Annotated in this window: 16 protein-coding genes; 10 read left to right on the top strand and 6 right to left on the bottom strand. The window is 59.5% G+C overall.

Translation table 11 applies throughout. The features are described from left to right. Positions 1–228: 228 nt before the first annotated feature. Positions 229–1,425 carry a hypothetical protein gene (locus HF945_RS13400; RefSeq protein WP_290523069.1) on the top strand — a complete coding sequence of 399 codons (1,197 nt, stop codon included), beginning with the start codon at positions 229–231 and terminating at the stop codon, positions 1,423–1,425. Here the strand turns inward: HF945_RS13400 and HF945_RS13395 are convergent. Next, positions 1,374–2,165, bottom strand: coding sequence for a hypothetical protein (locus HF945_RS13395; protein WP_290523068.1), 792 nt, complete (start codon positions 2,163–2,165; stop codon positions 1,374–1,376). The genes HF945_RS13400 and HF945_RS13395 overlap by 52 nt on opposite strands. Positions 2,166–2,298: 133 nt before the next feature. On the opposite strand from HF945_RS13395, the gene HF945_RS13390 reads away from it, so the two are divergent. Then, positions 2,299–3,057: an enoyl-CoA hydratase-related protein gene (locus tag HF945_RS13390; RefSeq protein WP_290525420.1), complete on the top strand. Its 759-nt coding sequence runs from the start codon at positions 2,299–2,301 to the stop codon at positions 3,055–3,057. 239 nt (positions 3,058–3,296) lie between these two features. Here the strand turns inward: HF945_RS13390 and HF945_RS13385 are convergent, their stop codons facing one another. Both HF945_RS13385 and HF945_RS13380 read right to left on the bottom strand, forming a co-directional pair. Continuing rightward, a complete protein-coding gene (locus HF945_RS13385) occupies positions 3,297–3,758 on the bottom strand; it encodes an NAD(P)H-dependent oxidoreductase (protein WP_290523067.1) in 462 nt (153 codons plus the stop codon). Positions 3,759–4,048: 290 nt separating this feature from the next. Beyond that, a complete protein-coding gene (locus HF945_RS13380; protein WP_290523066.1) occupies positions 4,049–4,543 on the bottom strand; it encodes an Lrp/AsnC family transcriptional regulator in 495 nt (164 codons plus the stop codon). Between the two features lie 298 nt (positions 4,544–4,841). On the opposite strand from HF945_RS13380, the gene HF945_RS13375 reads away from it, so the two are divergent. Then, positions 4,842–6,521: a 2-isopropylmalate synthase gene (locus HF945_RS13375; protein ID WP_290523065.1), complete on the top strand. Its 1,680-nt coding sequence runs from the start codon at positions 4,842–4,844 to the stop codon at positions 6,519–6,521. 153 nt (positions 6,522–6,674) lie between these two features. Here the strand turns inward: HF945_RS13375 and HF945_RS13370 are convergent, their stop codons facing one another. The 3 genes from HF945_RS13370 to mtgA all read right to left on the bottom strand — a co-directional run bounded on the left by HF945_RS13370 (position 6,675) and on the right by mtgA (position 9,759). Next, entirely contained in the window at positions 6,675–7,364 is a 690-nt protein-coding gene (locus HF945_RS13370; protein WP_290523064.1) for an amidotransferase, read from the bottom strand. A gap of 170 nt (positions 7,365–7,534) precedes the next feature. Beyond that, positions 7,535–8,896: an META domain-containing protein gene (locus HF945_RS13365; protein ID WP_290523063.1), complete on the bottom strand. Its 1,362-nt coding sequence runs from the start codon at positions 8,894–8,896 to the stop codon at positions 7,535–7,537. After that, the gene (gene mtgA, locus HF945_RS13360; RefSeq protein WP_290523062.1) at positions 8,893–9,759 is read right to left on the bottom strand and encodes a monofunctional biosynthetic peptidoglycan transglycosylase; all 867 of its coding nucleotides are present in this window, start codon (positions 9,757–9,759) and stop codon (positions 8,893–8,895) included. The genes HF945_RS13365 and mtgA overlap by 4 nt, the downstream gene beginning before the upstream one ends. A gap of 160 nt (positions 9,760–9,919) precedes the next feature. Between mtgA and HF945_RS13355 the strand changes: the two genes are divergently transcribed. The 7 genes from HF945_RS13355 (at position 9,920) to HF945_RS13325 (ending at position 20,197) form a co-directional block, all read left to right on the top strand. After that, complete coding sequence (locus tag HF945_RS13355; protein WP_290523061.1) at positions 9,920–12,088, top strand: EAL domain-containing protein; 2,169 nt, start codon at positions 9,920–9,922, stop codon at positions 12,086–12,088. 777 nt (positions 12,089–12,865) lie between these two features. Beyond that, positions 12,866–13,429, top strand: a complete 564-nt coding sequence (gene ahpC / locus HF945_RS13350; protein WP_290523060.1) for an alkyl hydroperoxide reductase subunit C — start codon at positions 12,866–12,868, stop codon at positions 13,427–13,429. A 157-nt stretch (positions 13,430–13,586) separates the two neighbouring features. Further along, positions 13,587–15,203, top strand: a complete 1,617-nt coding sequence (gene ahpF / locus HF945_RS13345) for an alkyl hydroperoxide reductase subunit F (RefSeq protein ID WP_290523059.1) — start codon at positions 13,587–13,589, stop codon at positions 15,201–15,203. Between the two features lie 392 nt (positions 15,204–15,595). Next, a complete protein-coding gene (locus HF945_RS13340; protein ID WP_290523058.1) occupies positions 15,596–17,116 on the top strand; it encodes a cryptochrome/photolyase family protein in 1,521 nt (506 codons plus the stop codon). Next, complete coding sequence (locus HF945_RS13335) at positions 17,113–17,265, top strand: DUF2256 domain-containing protein (RefSeq protein ID WP_290523057.1); 153 nt, start codon at positions 17,113–17,115, stop codon at positions 17,263–17,265. The genes HF945_RS13340 and HF945_RS13335 overlap by 4 nt, the downstream gene beginning before the upstream one ends. Continuing rightward, entirely contained in the window at positions 17,265–18,695 is a 1,431-nt protein-coding gene (locus HF945_RS13330) for a DASH family cryptochrome (protein ID WP_290523056.1), read from the top strand. The genes HF945_RS13335 and HF945_RS13330 overlap by 1 nt, the downstream gene beginning before the upstream one ends. After that, on the top strand, positions 18,695–20,197 hold the full coding sequence (locus HF945_RS13325; protein WP_290523055.1) for an FAD-binding domain-containing protein: 1,503 nt from the start codon (positions 18,695–18,697) through the stop codon (positions 20,195–20,197). Before HF945_RS13330 ends, HF945_RS13325 begins: the two co-directional genes overlap by 1 nt. The last annotated feature ends 6 nt before the right edge of the window (positions 20,198–20,203 follow it).

Genomic DNA, 20,203 nt, shown 5'->3' with positions numbered 1-20,203 from the left:
TGTGCTTTTTTGATTTTCGAGGCTCGTGACTCGAGACTCGAGACTCGTCTCTGGAATCCTTACCTCGCTTAGGCTCGGATCGCCCAGGCAAGCTGGGCTCCTACGGCGGGGTATAGCGAGTGTTGTTCCGATGCAAAAAGGCATCAGGCATGTCTTTACAGTCAAGGCATCCTGGCCAACTCGCGTTATACTCCGGGCCAGAGAACAAAACCAAACGGATAACCCCCTATGTCCCTGTGGGAACAATGGCGTCCATGGATTGGTCGCCAGCAGACCCTGTTGCGTGAATTGATCCTGATGCTGCTGGCCATGCTGGTGGTGGGGATCTATTTCCTCGAGCACTACTCCTCCAGCCTGGAGCAGGAGCGAGAGATCCAGCTCAAGGCCCTGGCCGAGCAGACGGCCCGTCGGGCGGCTGAAGCGCTGGCCAGTGAAGATTCCATCAGCATTAACCTGATTGGCCGGGAAACCGTGGCGCTGGCGCCGGTGGCCGGGGTGCGCTTTCTGAACCCGGCGGAAGTCCAGGTGGGACTGGCGGGGATCAGAGATGGGGATTTCTATGTCAGTGTTCCCGTTGCGCTGCCGGACGGGGAGCTGGCCGGTTCCCTGACCCTGCTGGGCGAGAACCGTGATGCCTCTCGCCAGAATATCGAGGCAGGCTTCGTGCTCGCCGTGTTGTGTGTGCTGTTGTTGCGACTGGCTTACACCCTTGTGCGCGAGCGGTTGATGCCCCCCTCAGAAGCGCCTCTGGTGGCCGCGCCCCCTGCACCTGAGCCTGAGACAGTCTCTGCGCCTGCGCAGATGGAATCAGTGGTGCCGGTCCGGTCGGAAACGCCTATTGATCCAGAACGGATCCAGGCCCAGTTGCGCCTCAGCATCGTCAATTTCGAAGCGATTCGTCAGCGCTACACCGAACAGGCGGTGGAAGAGGTGCTGGTGGACTACCAGCGCCTGCTGGACAAGGCGGTGGCGGTGTATGGTGGGCAGGTGAGCCAGCCCATCGGCCGTCAGGCCGGGGTGGTGTTCTGTCAGCTGCCGGTGTCCCAGGCGGCTTTTGCTGCACTGTGTGCGGGGCTGTTGTTTCTGCGGGTCGTTCGCCTGCTGGCGCCGCTGCGCAAGCAACAGGGCAAGGTGCCGCTGGAATTCAAGGCGTTGATGACCATCGACAAGGACCCGGACGAAGCCTGGTCGTTGTGCCTGGCAGGGGTGCCCGGGCGGCTGCAGGTTCCGGAAGCCCATCTGGCCGACACCGAGCTGGACGTGAAGGCCCTGTATCAGCCTGAGCGTGCGCAGGTCGCCGTGGCGGGCGATCACAAGGTGCGCCTGCAGCCCGTTGAACAGCTGGCACACCGTTATCAAGCCCTGCTGCGTACTCAGGCCGAAACGCTGGTATCAGAAGATGGCGGTTCCGGACCGAGCAAGTAGCGGTTCATGGCCGCCGCAATGGCCTTGGGCATGTCCGGTACCCCGGTGTTCCCGAACAGGCGGTTGAACTCCAGAATATAGGGGTGGCCGTCCACCATGGCCACGTCGAAGCCGGCATGGTTGATATCCAGATAGTGCGCCAGGCCTGAGACCAGCGATAACGCGGCGTCCGGAACCGGAATGTCGGTGCGCACCCGTCCGCCCTGGCTCACGTTGTTGAGGAAGCCGGCGCCCTCACGCCAGTAGCTGGCCACAATCTCCTCACCCACCACAACGATGCGAAGGTCCCGCACAATGGGTAGCAGTCTCTGCACATACAGCACGGATTGTCGTTCTGCATAGGTCTCCAGCTGCTGGCGATTTTCAATCAGGAACACCCCCATCCCCTGGCTGGATTTCACTGTCTTGGCCACAAACGGAAAGTGCCACTGGTCCAGGATCTGCTGGATGCCGTAGCTGTCCGCCGAGGTGATCAGGGTGTCCGGCACGTGCTCGGGGCAGGCGGTTTGCAGGGCGCGGGTCATCTCCACCTTGTCATGGCCAAGGTGATAGCTGCTCAGGCTGGGGAAGATGCGTTTCTTGAGCACGTAATGCAGGCTGTTGATCTGCCAGTAGGCCGGGAACAGCAACCAGTCTGCCTCGCTCAGAGCCTCGCGGTGCTGATGCATATGCTCAGGTTTGATATAGCGAACCCCCGGGGTGCCCAAGGTGCGAAAAGGATCGAAGGTGATCAGCTTCACAGGTGCAATCTCAGAATAGGTGCGCTGTTTTAATCCGGTCTGACTGCCGGGTCAATCAATTTTGCCTCTTGGCAGCAGCCGGGTGGGCCGCTAGCCTTGGGCCAAACTCAATTACGGGAGAGCTGTCGTGACGATGCCGACACTGGAAAGCGGGCTGATTCTGGTCAAGAACACTGAATCAGTCATGGAAATTACCCTGAACCGCCCTGACAAACTGAACGCGCTGACCGCCGTCATGTACTGGGATCTGGTCAAATTGCTCAAGGCTGCGGAAGAAAGCGATGACATTCGGGTGGTGTTGTTTACCGGTGAGGGCAAGTCTTTCAGTGCCGGCAACGACCTGATGGATTTCCTCAATGCGGCGCCGGGTGAAGCCCCTGCGGCAGCGGCCTTTATCGATGCCATTCACGTGTTCCCCAAGGCCGTGGTAGGCGCTGTCCAGGGCAATGCCGTGGGCGTGGGCACAACCATGCTGCTGCACATGGACCTGGTGGTGGCGTCGGAGGATGCCAAGTTCATTACCCCGTTTGCTGATCTGGGCGCCGTGCCGGAAGCCGGCTCTGCCAAATTGATGCCGGCCTGGATGGGTTACCAGCGTGCCGCCCGCATGCTGCTGCTGGGCGAACCCTTCACCGCCGCTCAGGCGTTGGATGCCGGTCTTGTCGCCAAGGTGGTCAAGCGCGAAGAGCTGGAGGCCACCGCTCGCAATTGGGCTGTCACCCTTGCCAAAAAGCCGCCCCGTGCCCTGCGCGAAAGCAAACGCCTGATGCGTGAAGCCATCAACAAGCCCTTGCATGAAGTGGTCAAGGAAGATCTGGCGCTGTTTGGTGAGTTGCTGCAAGGCGACGAAGCCAAAGCCGTGATCGCAGCCATGGTGAGCAAGAGCAAGTAAAGCAGCGGTGAGCTATCAGCTTTGAGCTACGAGGCGCGGATGAGGTGTGTAGCTGCGGATATGCTCTGCCCGCGCACCACCCATCGTACTTGGCCTTGTCTCGTAGGGCGGAAATGGGCGTGAGCCCATCTCCACCGATGATTTTCTCTCGACGCGAAACACCGAATTTCGCGGGGCAAAGCGGTTCAGGCCGCACTTGCCCATCCCGCGCCTCGTAGCTCGAAGCTGGTAGCTCACAGCTAAAACACCCCCGCATCCAGCCCCGCGGCCAGATACATCCCCAGCTCCTCAACCTGTCCCTCGAAGGCTTCCTGCCAGTCCCCGCGCAATACCAGCGGATCCTGTACCCAGTTCCAGCGCAGGCCGGTGACAATGGTTTCCACGGCGCGGCGGGTGCCGGTGCCGTCGTGGCCGGCGCGAATGTAGAGCGCGCAGGGCAGGCCCTGTTTTTCCTCCAGTACGGCGTAATAAGTGCGGTCAAAGAAGTCTTTCAGAGCGCCACTCATGTAGCCCAGGTTTTCCGTGGTGCCCAGCAGGATGCCGTCACAGGCCATCACATCCTCCGGCCCGGCTTCCAGCGGCGCCTTCACGGTAACGGACACATCCTCGATATCCTCATGCCCGGCCCCCCGAGACGCGGCCTCACGCAGTTTCAGGGTGTTGGGGGAGGGGGCATGGGCGACGATCAGCAGATGTTTCATGGTTCAAATATTCAACGCGGTCGATGGGCTCAGCATAGCAGCTACGAGCTGCTGTAGGAGCTTGCCTGCAAGCGATCCGAGCCTGAGCGAGGTAAGGATTCCAGAGACGTGATTCGAATGGTAGGAGAGCCAACTTGTTGGCCGAATGGGGTGTCAGAAGCGAGAGACGAGTTTCGAGTTGCGAAAACCAACCCTCAGGAATCATCAGGTTCTGCCTTTCGAAACTCGCTTCTCGTCACTCGCAACTCCAGGATTCGGCCAACAAGTTGGCTCTCCTACAGGGAAGCTGTTTATGCCTCCACGTAATTCAATGGCAATGCCGCCGTATCCACCACCCGCCGCATGACAAAGCTGGAATGCACCCCGCTGACCCCCTCTATCCGGGTGATCTGATTTAGCAGGAAGTGTTGGTAGGCGTCGATGTCAGGTACCACCACTTTTAGCAGGTAGTCTGCGTCCTGACCGGTGACCAGATAGCACTGCTGTACTTCCGGGAAGCTGGCCACCCTTTCCTCGAAGTTGGCGAAGCGCTCCGGGGTATGGCGGTCCATGCTGATCTGGATCATCACGGTCAGGTCCAGTCCCAGTTTGCGGGCATCCAGTACGGTTTCCCGTTTGATGATGATGCCGGCGGCTTCCAGCTTCTGTACCCGGCGCGAGCAGGGCGACGGTGACAGCCCCACCGCCTCGGCCAGTTGCTGGTTGCTCAGGCCGCCATTGCCCTGCAGGGCCTCCAGGATGCGAAGGTCGGTACGGTCCAGTTTTGCCAGTTCAGAGCTGCTCATGGGGAAAATCTCTGCAGGATGGGTTGTTTGCGCAATTATATTGCTCATCAAGCCGAAAACAGGTTAAAAAAGCAAGCACATTGCGCGTCCTGCGCCGTAAAGTATCTCTCGTAGGGCGGAGACGCAGACAGCCACAAGCCGGATGCCTCTCCCCGTCGCTACCAGCGCTTACCGGCGCCCTGATCAAAATCCAACGATCACATTGAACGCCCGACGCCAGATACCTTGTGCCATTCGCGTAATCCGCACGGCCCTGGCGTCAGGCGTCCAGCTTCAGGCACCCATCGAGGATTACCCCATGAGTTTTGATCATCGCAAATACCAGCCGTTTCCTGTTATCGACAAGCCCAACCGTCGTTGGCCCAGCCAGCGTATCGAGAAAGCCCCCCTGTGGGCGGCGGTGGACCTGCGTGATGGTAACCAGGCGCTGATCAAACCCATGTCCGTGGCGCAGAAGCGCCGTTTCTTTCAGATGCTGGTGGAGTTGGGCTTCAAGGAAATCGAGGTAGGCTTTCCCTCTGCCAGCCAGATCGATTTCGACTTTTGCCGTGCCTTGATCGAAGAGGACCTGGTGCCCGATGACGTGCATATCCAGGTGCTTACCCAGGCCCGGGAAGATTTGATTGCGCGTACCTTTGAGTCACTCAAGGGAGCGAAGAACGCCATCGTTCATATCTACAATGCCACCTCGCCCACGTTCCGCGAGCAGGTGTTCAATGTGGACAAGGCCGGCTGCAAAGCCATTGCCGAGCGTGCCGCCGAATGGGTGCGCGACTATGCCGCACAGCAGCCGGAGACCCACTGGAGCTTCCAGTATTCCCCGGAAACCTTCAGCGCCACCGAGACCGACTTCGCCATCGAAGTGATCGATGCAGTGAACGCTGTGTGGCGCCCGGATCAGGGCCAGCGGGTGATCATCAACCTGCCGGCCACCGTGGAAGTGAGCACCCCCAATGTGTTCGCCGACCAGGTGGAGCTGGTCCACGAAAATATCCAGTACCGGGATGATGTGATCATCAGCGTGCACACTCACGACGACCGTGGTTGTGGTGTGGCCGCCGCCGAGATGGCCGTGATGGCCGGGGCAGACCGTGTGGAAGGCACCTTGCTGGGCAATGGCGAGCGTACCGGCAACATGGATTTGATTACCGCTGGCATGAACCTGTACAGCCAGGGGATTGATCCGCAGATTGATTTCTCGCGCATGAAGGAAATCGTCGCGTTGGTGGAGGACATCACCGATATCCAGACCCACCCGCGTCATCCCTACGCTGGCGATCTGGTGTTCAGTGCGTTCTCCGGCAGCCACCAGGATGCGATTCGCAAGTGCCTGGCGCGTTATCAGGAAGGCGACACTTGGAATGTGGCCTATTTACCCATCGATCCGGCCGACGTGGGGCGCCGCTACGAAGAGGTTGTGCGTATCAACTCCCAGTCCGGCAAGGGCGGTGTAGCCCATGTTCTGGAGCGGGATTTCGGCATCGATTTGCCGCGCTGGCTGCAGCAGGAGCTGGCCGGGGTGGTGCAGAAGGATGCCGAGCAAGACGGTGGTGAAATCACCAGCGAGCGGGTGCATCGCCGTTTCAACAGTGATTACCTGAACGTCCCCATGGGCTGGACCCTGCGTTCCTATGACTTGAATCGCAGCAATGACCTGGTACAGGCGCAGATCAGCATCGGCGATGACAGTCAGACCGTCACCCTGTTGTCCGGCCGTGGCGATGGTGCCATGTCGGCCCTGGTGGAAGCCCTCAACCGCCAGATCGGCAGTGAGGTCAAAGTGGTGTCCTTTGATGAATATTCATTGGGTGACAACACCGAAGCCAACGCCATGGCCTGCGTGCGGGTGCAGGTGGGCGACACCGAGCAGAGCGCGGTAGCCACCGCCAACGACACCACCGGTGCCGCCTTGCAAGCGATCTTGTCTGCGGTGGGGCGGGTGGACAAAGGCAGTGAACAATTAATAATTAATAGTTAACAGTGAATAGTTAACAGCGAAACCCCTCGCGGCTTCCTGGGTGTGTTCTTGCAGGAACTGTTGATTGCTATGGGAGCTTGCTTGCAAGCAAGCTCCCATAGCGTTTTGATTCTCGAAACTCATAGCTCATAGCGGATAACTCACTGCTCGGATCTACCCCAAAAACTGCGCCAGCACCCTGCCGAGCAGATTCCTGGCATCGTCAAACCGCTGGCTATTGCCCAGTAATCGGAGCTTGTCCTCCACCCATTCCCCTTCTGCAAGATCTTCCGGGCAGGCGTCGCACAACGCTGCGGCGTTGTCGGCTTCCAGTTCCAGATGAAACTGCAACGCCAGCACATGGTCGCCGTAGCGGAAGGCCTGGTTGCGGCAGCCCTGGCTTTCCAGCAGGTGCACTGCCCCCGTGGGTATGGCAAAGGTGTCGCCGTGCCAGTGCAGCACGGGAGGTTGGGGCACAAACAGTTTGCCGATGCTGTCTTGCTGACCGGCGGTGGTGGGGTAAACCGGAAACCAGCCCACTTCCTTGTGCCCGTTGGGGGTCACCTGAGCACCCAGCACCCGGGCGATCAGTTGGGCGCCCAGACAGATCCCAAGGACCTTCTTCCCGGCGCCGATAGAGGCCTTGATCAGCGCTTTCTCGGCAGCCATCCAGGGATAGTGGGCATCATCATCGGCCCCCATGGGGCCCCCCATCACCACCAGCACATCAAAGTCGTCCAGTGCAGGGAGCGAGTCACCCTGGAACAGCAGGGAGTGGTGAATCTCCATATCCCGCTGCCGGAACCACGCCTCCATGGCGCCCAGTTGTTCGAAGGGGACATGGGAAAGGTAGTGAATACGCATGGAAATCCCTTCCTGGTGAAAAACAGTTCAAAGTGAAAAGTTGAAAGTTGAAACGCGAATCAGGCTGTCGATGTTTGTTATTCCCTGCCCGCGCTTCCCGGTAATGGTGCGCGGGCACGGCCTTTCCAGTACGGGGGGCTTCAACGCGCTTTTAAACTTTGAACTTTCAACTAAAGATAAACGGCCTGAAAACTGGCAACCGGACTGTTCTCTTCATCAAACAGCGTCAGCAGCTCGCCGTCGATACGGTAATGATCACTGTTACCCAGTGCCTGATAAAAGGCCTGTTCCGTTTCCAGCGCGGGGCAGGCCATTTCGGTGCTGGTCACCGGTTTGAAGCGCAGCTGTTCGCCCTCCTGCTGGTAGCGGGCCTGGAAGCGATTACAGCCGCCATTGCCGCGGCCTTCGCCGTCATTCAACACCAGATGCAAGGGGGCGCTGTCTTCCGGCAGAGTCACGGGCTCTTCGCCCAGGTGGCTCAGTACCCAGCGGGTATTCTCCAGATCGGCTACCGGGATCTGGCAATCACTCCAGTCGTCCCGGCTCGCCAGTGAAAAGCTTTCCACCGCGATGGCTGCCTGGGTCGTCCCTTCCTGCTGGCCGGGGATCTTGCGGCGCACCCCGCTGACGGTAGCGATGCGCGGTTGTAGCGGGTAGGCCGCATCGTCGCGGATGTCATTCACCATGGTCTGCCCCTGGGGGCCACTGATCTGCAGACGCTGGTCGCTGTTGCACAGGGTGAACACCGGGCCGGCCTGCTGCCAGACCAGTGCACCGCGCAGGGTTTCACTGTCACTCATGACCGGGTCCAGTGGCAGGGTGATATCGGCAAACCCCTGTGCGGCTGGGGTCAGGTCAGTGATGTCGGATTGGTAGTAGATACCACCACCCGCCAGGATCTGGCTGCGCACCTGCCAGCTCTGCGGGTTCTCCACCTCGCTGGCGGGATAGTAAATGCGGAATGGGTAACGGTTGTCTGCGCCGTTGAGACGAATCACCCGTCGTAATGTGATGTTGTTGTCCGCCAGCAGCGCCACAGTCAGCACCGGCTGCGCCGGCAGCTCTGCGTTGTCCGGCAGCACCACGTGCCCACTCAGGAAACCCACCACGCTGCTGTCTTTCTCAAAGGTGCCGACGAACATCGGCGGAGCCTCATTGTCTGTTTCGGCCGTCTCGCTGCTGGCGGCAGAAGGCGTGTCCGACAGGGGGCTCAGGGTCAGGATGCGATCCTGAAGTTGGCCGTTTGCCGTGATCTGCTCCACGCTGAGTGCATTGCTGTCCAGATAGCGAAAGGTGAACCGGTTGTCCTGCTGCTCCCAGCTCAACCCCTGACGGAGCGCATCATTGGGTAGATAGAAGTCGCCGTTGTCCTCCAGTACCAGTACCTGGTCGTCCTGAACCCAGACGCCGCTCAGTGGATTATCGCTGCCTGCCTCTGTGGCGGGCGCCGGGGCGGTGTTGCCGGGGGCATTGTCGCCACAGCCGGCAAGGGCCAGGGCGGCGGAGAGAAGGATCAGGGCGTACTGCTTCATTGCGGAGTTCCTTGTTCAGGCTCGGCCTGCTCGATATCGGGGGTGTTGTCGGGTGCCGTTGCGGGTTCAGTCGCGGTGGCCGGCGCGCCGTCCGGCGCTGTGGTTGCTGGTTCGTCGCCTTCGGTGGTGGCCGTGCTCTGGCTTTCTTTTCCGGGTGGAATCGATAGCGGCGGTAACGGTACCTCAGTGGGGTCGGGAATGGCTACCAGCCGCATCTGCCCAACAATCCAGTCGGCCCGTTCGGACACATAGTCCGTGGGGCCGCGGAAATCGTACTGGTTGGGACGCGGTAGCATGGCGGCCAGCTGGGCGGCTTGCTGTGGGCTCAGTTCCGCCGCGCTGACACTGAAGTAGTGCTGCGCGGCGGCTTCGGCACCGTAAATCTGGTGGCCCCACTGGGCCAGGTTCAGGTAGAGCTCGAGGATGCGACGTTTGCTCAGCCCGGTCTCCAGCATGAGGGCGATGATCGCTTCCTTGCCCTTGCGCAGGTAGGAGCGATCACCAGAGAGGTACAGATTCTTGGCCAGCTGCTGGGTGATGGTGGAGCCGCCGGCCACCGGCTCACCCGCTTCGAGATTCCGCTTCAGTGCGTAGCGGATTCCGGCCCAGTCGAAGCCCCCATGACGGGTGAACTGGGCATCCTCCGAGATCAGTACGGCCCGTTTCAGGTAGTCGCTGATCTGCTCGTAATCCCGCCACTCATGGCGCACCTTGCCCTGTGCCTCGGCACGGGACATATAGGCACTGTGCTCCGGATTGTGGGTCTGCAGCCGCAGCGCCAGCCCCAGATGCCAGAGCGGGTAGAGGGCTGCCAACAGGGCTAGCAGCACCAGCAGTTTGAGCAGTCGTCGTCGAAGCGTCATCGCGGGTTCGGAATCAGGCCGAAGATCTCCATGCCATAGTGGAATAAGAGGCCCCAATTGTCGGCGAAAGTTCCGTTCTTGTCAGTTCAGGCTGGCCGTTGGGTGTAGAGTATCTGAAGAATGCCGTAACAACGATTCTAACAACCACTGGATGGTCATCATGGGGATTTGGCTGGCCGCAGCGATTGCTGCGGGCGCATTGTTGCTGTTTTTGAGGTATCGGCATGCACGAAACGCCTCGCAGCAGCCGATCTGTGATGATGACTGTTATCGATTGGCCATGAATCACACCGGGGTTGGCATGGCCATGCTGACTGCGGATGGCCAATGGCAGGAGTGCAACCCGGCCATGAGCCGCCTGTGTGGCATGCCCCCTGAACGCCTCTATCAGCATACCTTTACCGACCTGTTTCATGCCGAGGACGCCGCGTTGTTTTCCCTGCCGCAGGAAGGCCAATCCTTTTCCCGTGAAGTGCGTCTTCGCCGTGATGGCGGCTGGCACTGGGTGAGGCTCAGCCTCACCGGGATCGAAGGTGGAAAGGGCTGCCTGTTGATGGAGATGGCGTCCACCCAGAGAAGCCATGACGTGGAAGCCGACCTGTTGCAGAAGCAGGACCATCTGGCCTGTGAGTCAGAGCAGTTGCGGGTGACGCTGGATGCCATCGCCGATGCGGTACTGGCCACCGATGAAGCGGGGCGGATCACTTTCATGAATCCCGTGGCGGAATCCCTTACCGGCTGGAAAGAGCAGGACGCGGTAGGTCGCCCGGTGGAGGAGGTCTTCAAGCTGGTCGATGATAGCTCCGGTGAGACGCAGGTCAGCCCGGTGAGTGCCGCCCTGCAAGGGCTGCAGGTGTGTTTCCTGCGCGATGGCAACCGGTTGCGCAGCCGGGATGGCACCCTTTATGAAATCCAGGATTCTGCCTCGCCACTGCGTGCAGACGACGGCCGGCTGATGGGCGCCGTGGTGGTGTTCCGGGATATTACCAGCAACCGTGCCATGCAGGAGGCGCTGGATTTTCAGGCGACCCATGATGCGCTCACCGGGCTTACCAACCGCCATGGTTTCGAAATCGCATTGCAGCAGTCTCTCAGTGAAGAAGGCCGTGAGGGCAGCATCCTGTGTTTTATCAATCTGGACCGTTTCAAAGTGGTCAACGACACCGCCGGCCACGTGGCCGGGGATGCCCTGCTGCGCGAGTGTGCCGGCGTCATCGGCCACCAGATTCGTGATGATGATGTGCTGGCACGGCTGGGCGGGGATGAATTTGGTTTGTTGCTCCGCCATTGTCCGGTGGAGCGGGCACGATACATTGCCGAGCGGTTGATTGACGCCCTGGATGCAATCCGCTTTAACTGGGAAGAAGCGGTATACAGCATTGGTGCCAGTGTTGGGTTGGTGGAACTGGGTGACGGGCTGACCTCTCTGGAAGATGCCATGAGCCGGGCGGATGTGGCTTGTTATACCGCCAAGCAGCAGGGGCGGGGGCTGGTGGTGGTGTACAGCGCCGAAGACAGCGATACCTCCCGTCGCCACATGGAATTGCAGATGGCCGCCAGCCTGCGTGAATCCCTGGAAGCGGACCGGTTCGAACTGTATGTACAGGAAATCCGGGCCCTTGCGGAAGGCGATGCGGGCCACTTTGAGGTCCTGCTGCGGTTGCGAGGCCGCGATGGGGATGTGATCAGCCCGGCGGCCTTCATTCCCGCTGCCGAACGCTATCAAATGATGCCGCACATCGACCGTTGGGTGTTGCGTCAGTTGCTACAGGTGCGCGGCGAGGAGCTGGCGGCCCTCACCGGCCTGAATCTGGCCATTAACCTGTCAGCCACCACACTGGATGATCCCGGCTTTCCGGACTACCTGGCCGGGTTGCTGCAAGAAACCCCGCTGGCCGCCGAGCGGCTCACCTTTGAGATCACCGAAACCACGGTGGTCAACCAGATGGGCTCAGTGAGCGAGGTGCTGATCTGGCTACGGGAGCAGGGCTGCAAGGTGGCTCTGGATGACTTCGGTAGCGGTTTCAGTTCCTTCAATTACCTCAAGCACTTCAAGGTGGACTACCTGAAGATCGATGGCAGTTTCGTGCGCAACCTGATGCGTTCCAGTGTGGATCACACCATTGTGGAATCCATCAACGAAGTGGCCCACCGTCTGAACATCAAGACCGTGGCAGAATTCGTGGAAGACATGTCCTTGATCCCGCTGCTCAAAGACACCGGGGTGGATTACGTGCAGGGCTATGCCATCGGCCGCCCCGAGCCGCTGGACACCCTTTTCAAGCGTCACCTCGGCGCTGCCCTCGGCGCCCACCCGCCATTGCATTGAGCTACGAGCTACGCTCGATTGGATTAAGAAGGGCCGAAAAGTTCCCGTGTTTCTTCATTTCTACGAAGCCGCTGTAGGAGCGAGCCTGCTCGCGATCCGAGCCTAAGCGAGGTAAGGATCCCAGAGGCGCAATTCGAACAGCCAGAAACGTAGCGTAGCGGAGTAACGCACGGAGTGAGGCCCGCAGGGTGAGCGCAGCGAATAACGCATCTTGAGGCGCGAACCGTGCGAAGCACGGAATCGCCCGCAGGGCGATCAGGCCTCCGCAGCCCGTGAGACCGGAGACATGAAAATGCTCCACTCCCCTGTGGGAGCTTGCCTGCAAGCGATCCGAGCCCAGGCGAGGCAAGGATTCCAGAAACGCATTTTGATCAGCTCTCTCCGGCCTCGACAGAGCTCAAAAGAATCCCCTCCCTTCGGTCGTCTCGCTACGCGAGGTTCGCACTTCGAGCGGTGCTCCTACAGCTGGATGAGCCACAGCGCGGCCCGTCTGTCGCACCGATGCCTGTTGTAGGAGCGGTGGTTCCACCGCGAAGGGCACCCACAGGGCATAGCAAACGCCCCCCTGCAAGGCCTTTGCCCTCTCGACACGGGCCCGCAACGCCTGCCGCACTCTCCATGCCTGGCTCCGTGTTGTCGCTTGCAGCTTGAAGCTTGTAGCTTATCGCTATTAGGTTTTCCCTATTGCCGCAATAAAGACTTTCAAATTTACCAATGGGAGGCTTTTTCGCATCCTAGGTCTCGCACAAACAAGCCAACCTAGGGAGTCTTAACGACATGGCACAGATCAATACCGAGATCAAACCGTTCAACGCCACTGCATTCAAGCAGGGCGAGTTTGTTGAAATCTCTGACGCGGATGTGAAAGGCAAGTGGGCCATCTTCTTCTTCTATCCGGCCGACTTCACTTTCGTTTGCCCCACCGAGCTGGGCGACGTGGCCGACAAGTATGAAGAGCTGCAGCAAATGGGCGTTGAAGTGTTCTCCGTGTCCACCGACACCCACTTCACCCACAAGGCATGGCACGACACGTCTGACACCATCGGCAAGATCAACTACTACATGGTCGGCGACCAGACCGGCACCATCACCAACAACTTCGGTGTGATGCGTGAAGGTCAGGGCCTGGCAGACCGCGCTACTTTCCTGGTCGATCCGGATGGCGTGATCCAGGCCATGGAAATCACCGCTGAAGGTATCGGCCGTGACGCTGACGACCTGCTGCGCAAGGTGAAAGCCGCTCAGTACGTGCGCAACAACCCCGGCGAAGTCTGCCCGGCCAAGTGGAAAGAAGGCGAAGCAACGCTGGCTCCTTCCCTGGATCTGGTCGGCAAGATCTAAATAGTCGGTCGCAAGTCTGACGTCGGAAGTCTGGCGCTAAACCTTGCCGGGTTGGCGTCCGACGTCAGACCCCCGACGTTCGACCGCTTTATTCTTTAGCTCCAAAACCCGAATTGACTCTGTCACTGACGACTGAATCTGGAACAAGGGAAGACTCATGCTCACGAATGAAATTTTGCAGGCTCTCAAGGGCTACGCCGCCAACATGCAGAAGAAAGTCACTTTCGTGCTGCAAAGCGGCTCCCACAGCAAGCGCGACGAACTGGTAACGTTCCTCTCCGACATTGCCGGTGTCAGTGACAACCTGGCGTTCGAGGAACGCGATACGGGCGGCACCTTGCGCAGCCCGATCAGTTTTCTGCTGGAAGCCGACGGCGAGGATACGGGTATCCGTTTCTCCGGTATTCCTGCAGGTCACGAATTCAATTCCCTGGTGCTGGCGTTCCTGCATGCATCAGGTACGGATATCAAACTGGATGACAGCCTTCAGCGCATGGTGGCAGGGGCCCAGGGTGAATTGAACTTTGAAGTCTTCATCAGCCTGAGCTGTCACAACTGCCCGGACGTGGTCCAGGCGCTCAATCAGTTCGCGTTGCTGAACCCCAACATCAACGTGGAAATGATTGATGGCGGCCTGTTCCAGGACGTGGTCAACGAGCGCGACATTCAGGGCGTACCCAGTGTGTACCTGAACGGCGAGTTGTTTGCCAACGGCAAGGTCACCGCCGCCGAGCTTATCGACAAGCTGCTGGAACATGACCCCAGCATCGCACAGGCTGGTGCCGGCGAGAAACTCCCCCTGCAGGACGTCACCGTGATCGGTGGTGGCCCCGCCGGCGTCTCCGCCGCCATCTACAGTGCCCGTAAAGGTCTGAAGGTGACCCTGATCGCCGACCGTATCGGTGGCCAGGTAAAAGACACCATGGATATCGAAAACCTGATCTCCGTGAAGAAGACTACCGGCCCGGAATTGTCCGGTGCGCTGCAGGCGCACATGAACGAATACGACGTGACGGTGAAAGAGCACCTGAAAGTCGCCCGTGTTGAAAAAGGCGAAATCAAGACCGTGGTGTTGTCCTCCGGTGAAGAGATCGACACCAAGACCGTGATCGTGGCGACCGGTGCCAAGTGGCGCGAATTGGGTGTCCCCGGCGAGAAGGAAAACATCGGTAACGGTGTGGCCTACTGCCCGCACTGCGATGGGCCTTTCTTCAAGGGCAAGGATGTGGCCGTGATTGGTGGCGGTAATTCCGGCATCGAAGCCGCGCTGGACCTGGCGGGCATCGTCAAATCCGTCACCGTGTTCGAGTTCATGCCTGAACTGAAAGCGGACAAGGTGCTGGTGGACAAGGCAGAAGAAAAAGCCAACGTGACGATTCTGCGTAACGTGGCAACCCGTGAGATCAAGGCCGAAAACGGCAAGGTCACCGCCATTGAATACGCGGACCGTGACACGGAAGAAGTGAAGGAAATCCCGCTGGCCGGGGTGTTCGTTCAGATCGGTCTGGTGCCTAACAGCGAGTTCCTGGGCGACGTGGTAGCCCGTACCCGCTTTGGCGAGATCGAGATCAACGAGAAGTGCCAGACGTCCGAGGAAGGCATCTATGCCGCCGGCGATGTGACCACGGTGCCCTACAAGCAGATTGTCATCAGCATGGGCGAAGGCTCCAAGGCCTCCCTGGCCGCCTTCGAGTACCTGATGACCCAGGGCGATCGTCTTGAAGCCCTGTATGAAAATGGCAAGGACGAGCAGAAGGAATCTGCCGTCGCCTGACCCGCTGGCGCTCACCAGCCGTAACACCAGAAAGCCACCGCCTTTGCGGTGGTTTTTTGGTTTGGGGCAAGCAGCACGCATCATGCAGAGCCCGAAAACATCAAAAGCGGTTTTACCAGAGAGAACAGAGTGCACTGAGAAAAGCCGTTCACCAGCCGGTGAGCCCTGGGCCTCGCCTATTGACTGAAGTATGCAGTACCTCTGTGTAGGCAAGTAGGGCAGTGGAGTAAGCACGTACTACGGCCCGGAGGTGGCACAGCAAATAAAGCCAGCGTGTTGGCTGGATGGCGCTCCGCTTTATACGGCCCCATCCGCCATTCTGTGAGGTCTTCACTTTCCCTGTACGGCCTCTGGCGCACGCTTTATGGCATCAAGATGGAAAGGTGTACGGCGTGAAGGTCGGGATTATCCTCGGTGATCAACTCAGTTATTCGCTGCCCACGCTGGCAGCGTTGGATCCAAACCATGATCGGCTGGTAATGGCTGAGCTGCATGCCGAAGCCACCTATGTGAAGCACCACAAGCAGAAGATTGCCCTGATCTTCAGTGCCATGCGGCATTTCGCCCGGGATCTGGAACAGGCCGGCTGGCAAGTGGATTACTACCACTATGGTGAGCATGACTTTAGTGACTTTGCGTCGCTGATTGCCGGGCGCTATCGCGACGCCGAAGAAATTGTCGTGACGCATTGTGGTGAATATCGTCTGCAGCAAACCATCGAACAACACTGGGAGCCGGCCTGCGGTATTCTGGTGACCTGTCTTGATGACCGGCGTTTTTTGTGTTCCCCCGGTTTCTTTCAGCAGTGGGCATCCGGCAAGAAACAGTTGCGCATGGAGTTTTTTTATCGGGAAATGCGTCGTCACACCGGGCTGTTGATGGAAGGCGACGAACCGGTGGGCGGACAGTGGAATTACGACAGCAATAACCGCCAGCCCTACAAGGGCAAGACACCGCTACCCCCTGAACTGCGTTTCAAGCGCGATGACATCGATGAACAAGTGCTGGTGCTGGTGGCAGAACAGTTTGCTGATCATATTGGCACTCTGGATCGATTCCAGTGGGGCACCACCTCTGCGCAGGCGCAACAGGCGCTAGATCATTTTATCAAGCATCGCTTGCCGCACTTTGGGGACTATCAGGATGCGATGGTGACTGGCGAAGACACACTGTTTCACAGTCTGTTGTCGCCCTATATCAACCTTGGCCTGCTCGACCCCATGACGGTGTGCCAGGCCGCCGAGCAGGCGTATTTTTCCGGTGAGGCGCCGCTCAATGCAGTGGAAGGCTTTATTCGGCAGATCATCGGCTGGCGGGAATACGTGCGCGGTATCTATTGGCTACTGATGCCGGATTATGCAAAGGAAAACCGGCTTGGAGATGACCGCCCGCTGCCGGCGTACTACTGGACCGGCGAGACCAAAATGCACTGCATGGCCGAGTGTTTTCGCAACACCATTGACCATGCTTACGCCCATCATATTCAGCGCCTGATGGTCACCGGCAATTTTGCCTTGCTGCTGGGGGTACTGCCGGAGGCCATCTGTCAGTGGTATCTGGAAGTCTATGCCGATGCCTTCGACTGGGTGGAGCTGCCCAACACCCTGGGCATGGTCATGCATGCGGATGGCGGCTACCTGGGCAGCAAACCCTACGCCGCCTCCGGCAGTTACATCAATCGCATGTCGGATTACTGCAAGCACTGCCATTACAACGTGAAAACCGCCAGCGAAGCGGATAGCTGCCCATTCAACAGTCTCTACTGGCATTTCATTCACCGCCATCGCCAGCAATTCGCCGGCAATCACCGCATGAAGATGATCTACCGGAATCTGGAGCGAATGGACAGCGCCAAGGTGGAAGCCATGCTCCAGCGGGCGGAGACGTTGCTGGCGGACCCGGATGCGCTATGACTCGGATATGGAAAGGCAACAAGTCGTCGCTGCCGGAGAAAACCTGCCCCGTGTGCCGGCGAGCCTTTAGCTGGCGAAAGAAGTGGGCCCGGGACTGGGATAACGTGATCTATTGCAGTGAACGGTGCCGACGGGAGAAGCCATCGTAATGATTACCGTGGTGTGGTTTCGTCATGACCTGCGTGTGCAGGATCAGCCCCTGTTACACCGGGCGGCGGCACTGGATAAGCCGGTATTGCCGCTCTATGTGTTGCCCAAACACTGGACCCAGCCTGGTCCGGAAGGCATCGACCGGCTGGGTTCTGCCAAATCGGTTTTCCTTCAGGAATGCCTGGCGGATCTCTCCGCCTCACTGGATTCCCTCGGACTGATACTGACCACGGCGGTGGCGTCTCCGGCAGCATTGCTGGGTCACTGGCATCAGGGCACGTCTCTGCAAGTGGTCACCGCCCAGGCCGATGCACCGGAAGAGCAGCAGGACATCGACTCACTTCGGGCAGCGGGTATTACGGTGTACGAAGTGGAGACACGGACGTTGTTATCGTCCTCGGCACTGCCCTGGGAAGACAGCTTCCCGGCCACCTTCAGTCGCTTTCGCAAAAGAGTGGAACGTCATGGTGGGCCCCAGGTGGATACTACAGAAGGTGATCCGCCGTTACTGTCGGCGGCGACGCCGTTGGCTCTGCCAGAGTGGGCGGGCTCGGTGGTGGCGGCGCTGGGGACGCGACGGGCGGAATGGCAACGGGACCCGGAAGATTATTTCTCATTGTCCGGTGGTGAGCAGGCCGCTCGCCAGTGGCTGCATCACTATCTGTTTACCGACCGCCACATTCGCCATTACAAGGCAACACGCAACCAGCTGATCGGCATGGGCTACTCCAGTCGCTTGAGCGCCGCCCTGGCCTGGGGGTGTTTGTCGGTGCGTCATGTCTGGCATGCCATCTTCGAATACGAGCAGCTATTCGGTGGTGACCAGAACAGTTACTGGTTGCGGTTTGAATTGTTGTGGCGGGAATTTTTTCACTGGTCACAGCGGGAATATGGTGTGGCCATTTTTCGTGATACCGGCTTGCAACTTTTCGACAGCATCCCCTTACCCGGACACCGCAGGAATGCTGACGCAGTGCGCTACTGGCAAGCCTGGTGCACAGCAGAAACCGGGTTGCCCTTTATTGATGCCAACCTGAAAGAACTGCTGGCCACCGGTTACCTCTCCAACCGGGGGCGGCAAAACCTGGCCAGCTTTCTGGTTCATGATCTGGGGCTGGACTGGCGCTGCGGTGCGCGCTGGTTTGAGCATCATCTGGTGGACCATGATGTGGCTTCCAACTGGGGCAACTGGGCCTACATTGCCGGCGTGGGTCATGACGCCCAGGGTGGGCGGCGCTTCAGTCCCACCCGGCAATGGTGGCGGCATGATCCGGATGCCAACTTTGTACGGTACTGGTTGCCGGTGATGAATGGCCTATCCCGCCAGCAGATCCTGGATCTGCATTTCGCCGGTGGCGATGTGCCTGTCTGGCAAGGCTACCCCGTGCCGATCGTTTCCCTGCCCGAGAGCGATCGGGAGGTCTCGTGATGACCCAGGTAGTCTGGTTCAAGCGTGACCTGCGCACCCGTGATCACTGGCCGCTGGCAGAGGCCTGCCGCAAGGGGGCGGTGTTGCCGCTCTACATCATCGAACCAGGCTATTGGCAGCAGCCTGACAGCAGTGCACGACAGTGGGCCTTTATTGCGGAAAGTCTGCGCGACTTGCGTCGTCAGCTTGCCCGGCACGGGTTGTCCCTGTGGGTGGTGGAAGGAAATGCGGAGGAGGTTTTCGCAAAGCTGCACCATCAGTTGGGCGGGTTTACCTTGCGAAGCCATGAAGAGTACGGCGGTAACTGGACCTACCAGCGTGATATCGCCATCAAGGGCTGGTGTGAAGCACATCAGGTGACGTGGAAGGAAACCGCACCGTTCGGCGTGATGCGTCCCTGCGTGGATCGTGATGACTGGGCGGAGCACTGGCACGACTTCATGGTGTCCCCACAGGCCACGTTGCCCGCAGCCTGTGAACCGGCTGCCGCGCCCCCGGCCTGGCCAGACCTGAGCCTGCCCCGAGGCATGGGAAGAGAGCCCTGCCCGGGGCGTCAGCGCGGCGGCTCGGAAACCGGCGAGGTCGTATGGCAGAGCTTTCTTGAACAGCGAGCCCGCGGCTATCGCGGCGGGATCAGCGCACCGCAAAAGGCAGAACACAGCGGCTCGCGCATCAGCCCTTATCTGGCCTGGGGCTGTCTGTCGCTACGGCAAGTGGTTCAACAGCTCTGGCAGGCGCAGCAACAGGCTCCGTCGGGACCGTTGGCCAATGGGCTGGCGGCGTTTGAATCGCGGTTGTGGTGGCATTGCCATTTTATCCAGAAGCTGGAAGACCAGGTGGACATGGAGAACCAGAGCGTTCACCCGGCGCTACGGGATTTGCGCGATGATCCTGGCAACCCCGAGTGGCTCCACGCCTGGCAACATGGGCAGACAGGCTGGCCACTGGTGGATGCCGCCATGCGTTATCTTCATCACCACGGCTGGATCAATTTCCGCATGCGCGCCATGTTGGTGTCCATGGCCTGTTATCCATTATGGCTGCATTGGCAACAGCCTGCGTTGCATCTTGCCCGGCTGTTCGTGGACTACGAACCCGGCATTCATTACCCGCAGATCCAGATGCAGGCGGGGGTTACCGGCATCAATGCATTGCGCATGTATAACCCCACCCTGCAGGCTCAGAAGCTGGACCCGGAAGGGCACTTCATTCGTCGTTGGGTACCGGAATTGCGAGGGGTATCCTCCACCTGGATTCATCAACCCTGGCACATGGGGACACGCCAGCAACAGGAAAGTGGTGCGCGCATCGAAACGGATTACCCGGCACCACTGGTGGCGTTTGATGTGGCCGTGCGCCAGGCCAGAGCGCGCCTGGCGGAGGCCCGGCACCAGGCCGGGTTCCGCGAACAGAGCCGCACCGTGAACCAGAAACACGGCAGCCGCCGGCGCCGTGCCCGCACCCGCAAAGCGGCCAACGACGACCAGCTGCGTTTGTTCTGACAGGAG

The organism is Alcanivorax sp. (genome assembly GCF_017794965.1).
In the GTDB taxonomy this organism is placed as follows: domain Bacteria; phylum Pseudomonadota; class Gammaproteobacteria; order Pseudomonadales; family Alcanivoracaceae; genus Alcanivorax.
Note: the sequence above shows the minus strand (reverse complement) of the source record. Positions and strands in the feature narration are given on the sequence as shown.